This window comes from Microvirga sp. Mcv34, from assembly GCF_024519725.1.
Lineage (GTDB): Bacteria > Pseudomonadota > Alphaproteobacteria > Rhizobiales > Beijerinckiaceae > Microvirga.
This window is the reverse complement of the sequence record NZ_JALJRK010000146.1, coordinates 1-6,257: the sequence shown is the minus strand read 5'-3', so window position 1 is coordinate 6,257 and position 6,257 is coordinate 1. Positions and strand designations below refer to the sequence as shown.

6 protein-coding genes are annotated in these 6,257 nt (G+C 64.5%); 5 read left to right on the top strand and 1 reads right to left on the bottom strand.

Annotated elements, in window-relative coordinates:
• Positions 1–86: 86 nt before the first annotated feature.
• From OC446_RS28810 to OC446_RS28795, 4 genes are all read left to right on the top strand, one after another.
• On the top strand, positions 87–389 hold the full coding sequence (locus OC446_RS28810) for an endonuclease domain-containing protein (RefSeq protein WP_262032360.1): 303 nt from the start codon (positions 87–89) through the stop codon (positions 387–389).
• Positions 390–392: 3 nt separating this feature from the next.
• The gene (lpdA, locus tag OC446_RS28805; RefSeq protein ID WP_262032359.1) at positions 393–1,832 is read left to right on the top strand and encodes a dihydrolipoyl dehydrogenase; all 1,440 of its coding nucleotides are present in this window, start codon (positions 393–395) and stop codon (positions 1,830–1,832) included.
• 176 nt (positions 1,833–2,008) lie between these two features.
• The gene (locus OC446_RS28800) at positions 2,009–2,968 is read left to right on the top strand and encodes a GGDEF domain-containing protein (protein ID WP_262032358.1); all 960 of its coding nucleotides are present in this window, start codon (positions 2,009–2,011) and stop codon (positions 2,966–2,968) included.
• A 188-nt stretch (positions 2,969–3,156) separates the two neighbouring features.
• Positions 3,157–4,491, top strand: coding sequence for a dicarboxylate/amino acid:cation symporter (locus tag OC446_RS28795; RefSeq protein WP_262032357.1), 1,335 nt, complete (start codon positions 3,157–3,159; stop codon positions 4,489–4,491).
• A gap of 9 nt (positions 4,492–4,500) precedes the next feature.
• Here the strand turns inward: OC446_RS28795 and OC446_RS28790 are convergent, their stop codons facing one another.
• On the bottom strand, positions 4,501–5,418 hold the full coding sequence (locus OC446_RS28790) for a DMT family transporter (RefSeq protein WP_262032356.1): 918 nt from the start codon (positions 5,416–5,418) through the stop codon (positions 4,501–4,503).
• Between the two features lie 152 nt (positions 5,419–5,570).
• Between OC446_RS28790 and OC446_RS28785 the strand changes: the two genes are divergently transcribed.
• A partial coding sequence (locus OC446_RS28785; RefSeq protein ID WP_410055165.1) for a PLP-dependent aminotransferase family protein occupies positions 5,571–6,257 on the top strand: 687 nt, incomplete at its 3' end.

The following is a 6,257-nucleotide window of genomic DNA, read 5'->3' as shown; positions in this document are numbered from 1 at the left end:
ACACGCGGCCAGCCTGAACCCCGCCTTGCGACGTGCTTTGAAATGCGCGCTTACGCTTGTGGTGGCATCTGCGAAACCGTCTGCCGATGAGCGGCACGCATTTCCGACGCCAAGTACCCCTTGGCTCTTACATTGCGGATTTCTGCTGCCTCGGTGCGCGGCTCGTCATCGAAGTCGATGGCGGGCAGCACTCGACCGATCAGGCTGTAGCTTACGATAACCAACGCACGGACTATCTCGAAAGCCAAGGCTTTCATGTCATGCGCTTCACCAATGCTGAAGTCATGCAGAGCGTAAGTGTCGTGCTCGATACCATTCATGCGGCGCTTGTCCGCGCGACCCCCACCCCTAGCCCCTCCCCGCAAGGGGGAGGGGAACTGGAGACGTAGTACATGGCAAACCAATACGACATCATCGTCATCGGCGGCGGGCCGGGGGGCTATGTGGCGGCGATCCGCGCCGCTCAGCTCGGCTTCAAGACTGCTGTCGTGGAGCGTGAGCATCTGGGCGGCATCTGCCTCAACTGGGGCTGCATTCCGACCAAGGCGCTCCTGCGCTCGGCCGAGATCTACCATTACATGGAGCATGCCAAGGATTACGGCCTGTCGGCTCAGGGCATCGGCTTCGATGCGGCGGCAATCGTCAACCGGTCGCGCGGGGTTTCGGGACGTCTTAACGGCGGCGTCGGCATGCTGCTCAAGAAGAACAAGGTCGACGTGATCTGGGGCGAGGCTACCATCTCCAAACCCGGCGAGGTCGTCGTCACGGCGCCGAAGAAGCCCGCCATGCAGCCGCAGAACCCGGTGCCGAAGGGTGTCCTGGAGCCGGGGACTTACTCTGCCAAGAACATCATCGTCGCCACGGGCGCCCGGCCGCGTGCGCTGCCCGGCATCGAGCCGGACGGCAAGCTGATCTGGACCTATTTCGAGGCCATGGTGCCGCCTGCGATGCCGAAATCGCTCATCGTCATGGGCTCGGGTGCCATCGGCATCGAGTTCGCCTCCTTCTACCGCACCATGGGCGTGGAGGTGACGGTGGTCGAGGTGATGCCGCAGATCCTGCCCGTCGAGGACGCCGAGATCGCGGCCCTTGCCCGCAAGCGCTTCGAGAAGCAGGGCATGAAGATCCTGTCGGGCGCCAAGGTCACGAAAGTGGAGAAGGACGCGAACTCCATCACAGCCACCATCGACGACGGCAAGGGCGGCACGCAGACGATCACCGCTGACCGGATGATCTCCGCCGTCGGCGTCGTCGGCAATATCGAGAATCTCGGCCTCGAGAAGCTTGGGGTGAAGATCGAGCGCGGCGTCGTGGTCACGGACGGCCTCGGCCGCACCAACGTGCCGGGCATCTATGCCATCGGCGACGTGGCCGGCCCCCCGATGCTGGCGCACAAGGCGGAGCACGAGGGCGTCATCTGCGTCGAGACCATCAAGGGCCTCCACACCCACGCCATGGACAAGGCCAAGATCCCCGGCTGCACCTATTGCAACCCGCAGATCGCCTCCGTGGGACTGACCGAGGCCAAGGCGAAGGAGCAGGGCTACGACATCCGTGTCGGCCGCTTCCCCTTCATCGGCAACGGCAAGGCGATCGCCCTCGGCGAGCCCGACGGTCTCGTGAAGACGATCTTCGACAAGAAGACCGGCCAGCTCCTCGGCGCCCATATGGTCGGCGCCGAAGTGACCGAGCTGATCCAGGGTTTCGTGATCGCCATGAACCTCGAGACAACGGAAGAAGAGCTGATCCACGCCGTCTTCCCGCACCCGACCCTGTCAGAGACCATGCATGAGAGCGTGCTGGATGCCTATGACCGGGTGATCCACATCTGAGCGGCTCAAGCCCCTCCGCTTGACCTTTCGGCGGCTGGCTCCTCTGATCAGGGGGCCGGCCGTTTTGTTTCGTCCGCCTGGAGATCAGGCGCCGACTTTCTTCCCGCGAATTTCGGGCATTTGCGGTTCGATTTCCCTCCAGGTAGAGTATTGGCCTGCTCGTCTTGAACCGTTCCATGAGCCGCTTCGCTTCTCAGCTCGATGATGAGACTCTCCGGTGCCTGGTGGAAGCCCTCGACGAGAGCGGCCAAGCGGTCTCCATCTACGATCAGGATGACAACCTCCGCTACGCGAACAAGACCTACCAGAGCATGTTCCTGGAAGGGTACGAGGGTCCTTTCACCTTCACGGAAATCCTTCGCCACGGCGCCAGGAACGGGGTCGGGGTGAGGATCGACGGCGGCGACGTGGAGGCCCTGATCGCCCGGACCTTGCCCCGTCGCCGGAGCGTGCCGCGCAAGTCGTTTGAGACCGATTTTCTGGACGGACGATGGTTCTGGATGGACCACACGGTCCTGCCGAATGGCTGGGTGCTCACTGTCGGGGCCGACATCACGGCACTCAAGCACAACGAGAAGACCCTGCGCCAGGCGCACAACGCGGCGGTCCTCGCCTCCCAGACGGACCTCCTCACGGGTCTGCCGAACCGTCGCCATATCCTGGAGCTGCTCGACGAGGCCCTGGTCGCGAGTGCGGCCTCCGGCTCGAACCTCTGCGTTGCCATGATGGACATCGACCGGTTCAAGGCCATCAACGACACCCACGGCCACGATGCCGGCGATGCGGTCCTTCGCCACTTCGCGTCCGTCTCCCGAGAGAAGCTCGGGCAGCAGGGAACGGTTGGGCGCATGGGCGGCGAAGAGTTCCTGCTCATCCTGCCGGGCACGAGCCTTATCGATGCGGCCCGTCTCATCGAACAGGTCAGGCAGGGTTGTGCCAGGGGGCAGTCCTGGAACGGCGAGGCCGCCCGGTCGTATTCCTTCAGCGCCGGCCTCGTCGAAGCCCAGATCGGGGACGACCGGCACACGATCCTCAACCGTGCCGACCGTGCTCTTTACGTCGCCAAGCGACAGGGCAGGAACCGCACCAAGCTCGGCTTGCAGGTGGGGAACTCCCCGGATTTTCTCGACCAGTAGCCGGACCGTGCATGCCATCGGCGCAAGGGCGGGCGAGGGTAGGGACCGTGGGAGAGGCTGTTCCGCAACTTCGCGTGGACCCAAGGTGAGTTCCGGGAATTAACAGCCAGGACCTGCTCGGAAGGTCCGGCTGTGTCGTTTCGGAACGATGGCGGCCGTCCGCGCCAACTTTGCGTCAGGAGGCGGCGATGACAAGCGTTGCAGTGAGAGACCGGGTCGAAGTCGCGCGGCCTCATCGGAAGCCCTGGTACAAGGTGCTCTACATCCAGGTGCTGATCGCGATCTTCCTCGGCATCCTGGTCGGATGGCTGCTTCCGGACCTGGCCAAGAATGAATGGGTCAAGGCTCTCGGCGACGGCTTCATCAAGCTGATCAAGATGGTCATTGCCCCGATCATCTTCTGCACGGTGGTCTCCGGCATCGCCCATATCCAGGATGCCAAGAAGGTGGGGCGCGTCGGCATCAAGGCCTTGGTGTATTTCGAGGTCGTCTCGACCTTTGCGCTCATCATCGGCCTTCTCGTCGGCAATATCGTGAAGCCCGGCGCGGGCTTTTCCGGAACGCCCGATCCGTCGGCCGTCGCCGGTTACGCCAAGCAGGCCGCCGAGCAGAAGCCGGTCGACTTCATCCTGCACATCATCCCGGACAGCGTCGTCGGGGCCTTTGCCCAGGGCGACATCCTGCAGGTGCTGCTGTTCGCGATTCTCTTTGGTTTCGCGCTGCTCATTCTGGGAGAGCGCGGCGCGACGGTGCGCAGCTTCATCGACGACGTGGCGCATGCCATGTTCGGCGTCATCGCCATTGTCATGAAGGCCGCTCCCATCGGGGCCTTCGGGGCCATGGCCTATACGATCGGCCGCTACGGTCCTTCGGCCTTGGGCAATCTCTTCGGCCTGATCGCGACCTTCTACGCCACGGCGGCCCTGTTCATTTTCGTCGTGCTCGGCACCATCGCCAGGATCGCTGGGTTCAGCATCTTCAAGTTCATAGGCTACATCAAGGACGAGCTGCTGATCGTGCTCGGCACGAGCTCGTCCGAGAGCGCGCTGCCGCAGCTCATGGAGAAGCTGGAGAGGCTCGGCTGCTCGAAATCCGTGGTCGGCCTCGTCGTGCCGACGGGCTATTCCTTCAACCTGGACGGCACTAACATCTACATGACGCTTGCGACCCTGTTCATCGCGCAGGCGCTGGGCTACGACCTCACGCTCGGCCAGCAGCTCACCATCCTGCTCGTGGCGCTCCTCACCTCGAAGGGCGCCAGTGGGGTTACGGGCGCGGGTTTCATCACCCTTGCGGCGACTCTGGCCGTCGTCAATCCAGCGCTTGTGCCAGGCATGGCCGTGATCCTCGGCATCGACAAGTTCATGAGCGAGGTGCGCGCGCTCACCAACATCACGGGAAACGGCGTGGCGGCCATTATCGTGGCTTGGTGGGAGGGCGAGCTCGACCGCGAGAAGCTCAATGCGGGCCTCAGCCGGGAAATCGATCCGTCCGACGTGGAAACGGCCGTGACGACGGATTGAGCACCGGGTTCAGGAGCGGGTGACCGCTTCAACCGGGGCCGTGAGCGGCATTCTCGCGGGATCCGGCTTCGCAAAGCGCTTGGCGCCTACCACGCAGAGGATCACCCCGAGAGTCACGGCGATCATCGGCCAACCGACTGACTCGTTCAGCAGCACGGCCGAGAGGGCGAGGCCGAAGAACGGCTGGAGGAGCTGCAACTGGCCGACTCCTGCGATGCCGCCGAGCGCCAGGCCGCGGTACCAGAACACGAATCCGATCAGCATGGAGAACAGGGACACATAGGCGAGGCTCAGCCAAGCCGGTGTGCCGATCGAGGCCCAGGAGGAGGGCAGGGTGAGGAGCGACAGCCCGACCATGAAGGGCAGGGAGAGCACCAGCGCCCAGGAGATCACCTGCCAGCCGCCAAGGCGCCGCGCAAGCGTCGCGCCCTCCGCGTAGCCGAGGCCGCACAGGAGAACCGCCGCCACCATCAGGAGATCGCCGACGGGCGAGGCCGAGACGCCCTGGACCAGGGCGAAACCGGCCACGAGACAGGCGCCGAATCCGGAGAAGATCCAGAAGGCGGGCCTCGGCCGCTCTTTGCCGCGTACCACGCCGAAGATCGCGGTGGCGAGCGGCAGGAGCCCGATGAAGACGATGGAATGGGCCGCCGTGACATGCCGAAGGGCCAATGCCGTCAGCAGCGGAAAGCCGACCACCACGCCGAGCGATACGATCATGAGGGGGAGGAGATCGCGACGCGCCGGCCGCTTCTGGCGCAGACCGAGAAGAAGCACCGCGCCGAGCAGGCCTGCAATGGAAGCCCGCGCCACGGTCAGGAACAGGGGATCGATATCGGCCACCGCGATGCGCGTCGCCGGCAGGGAGCCACTGAAAATCAGCACCCCGAGAAATCCGCTGAGCCAGCCTTCCGTCGTCTTGTCCATGCCCACACCTCCGATGAGACGATTTCAGCCGAGCGCCATCGCTTTTCCAGAGACAGTACAGTACGGTCGTGCTGAACTGTCATGGAGGGAAGGGCGGTACAGTGGACGATCTTTCGCCGACTAGGCCCGATGGAACGCTCGTCGAACGGGTCATGCTCTCGATCCGTGACCAGATCGCCCGCCGCTCCCTGACGCCCGGGGCGAAGCTCCCGTCGATCCGCGCCGCCGCCCAGACCATGCGCGTATCCAAGTCCACCGTCGTGGAGGCCTATGATCGCCTGGCGGCGGAAGGGGTGATCCGCTCCCGCCCCGGCTCCGGGTTCTACAGCGCGTCACCGCTGGCGCCCCTGTCGCTGACGGAAATCGCGCCTCGTCTTGACCGCGCTATCGATCCGTTTTGGGTTTCGCGGCAATCCCTCGAGGCGAAGGACGAGGTGCTCAAGCCAGGCTGCGGCTGGCTCCCGAGCACCTGGATGCCGGAGGAGGAGACGCGCCGCGCCTTGCGCAGTCTCGCCCGCACGAAGGATATGGCGGCGCTCACGGATTACGGCACTCCGCTCGGCTTAGGACCTCTGCGCCAGTTCCTCTCGCGGCGCATGGCCGAGCAGGGCTTCGAAGCGCGGCCCGAGCAGATCCTGCTGACGGATTCCGGCACGCAGGCGATCGATCTCGTGTGCCGGCTCCTCATCCAACCGGGAGATGTCGTCTTCGTCGACGACCCGTGCTACTTCAACTTTCTTGCCCTGCTCCGGGCCCAGCAGGCTCAGGTCGTCGGCATTCCCTATACGCCGACCGGGCCGAACCTAGAGCTGTTCGAGGCGGCGCTCGCCCGGCATCGA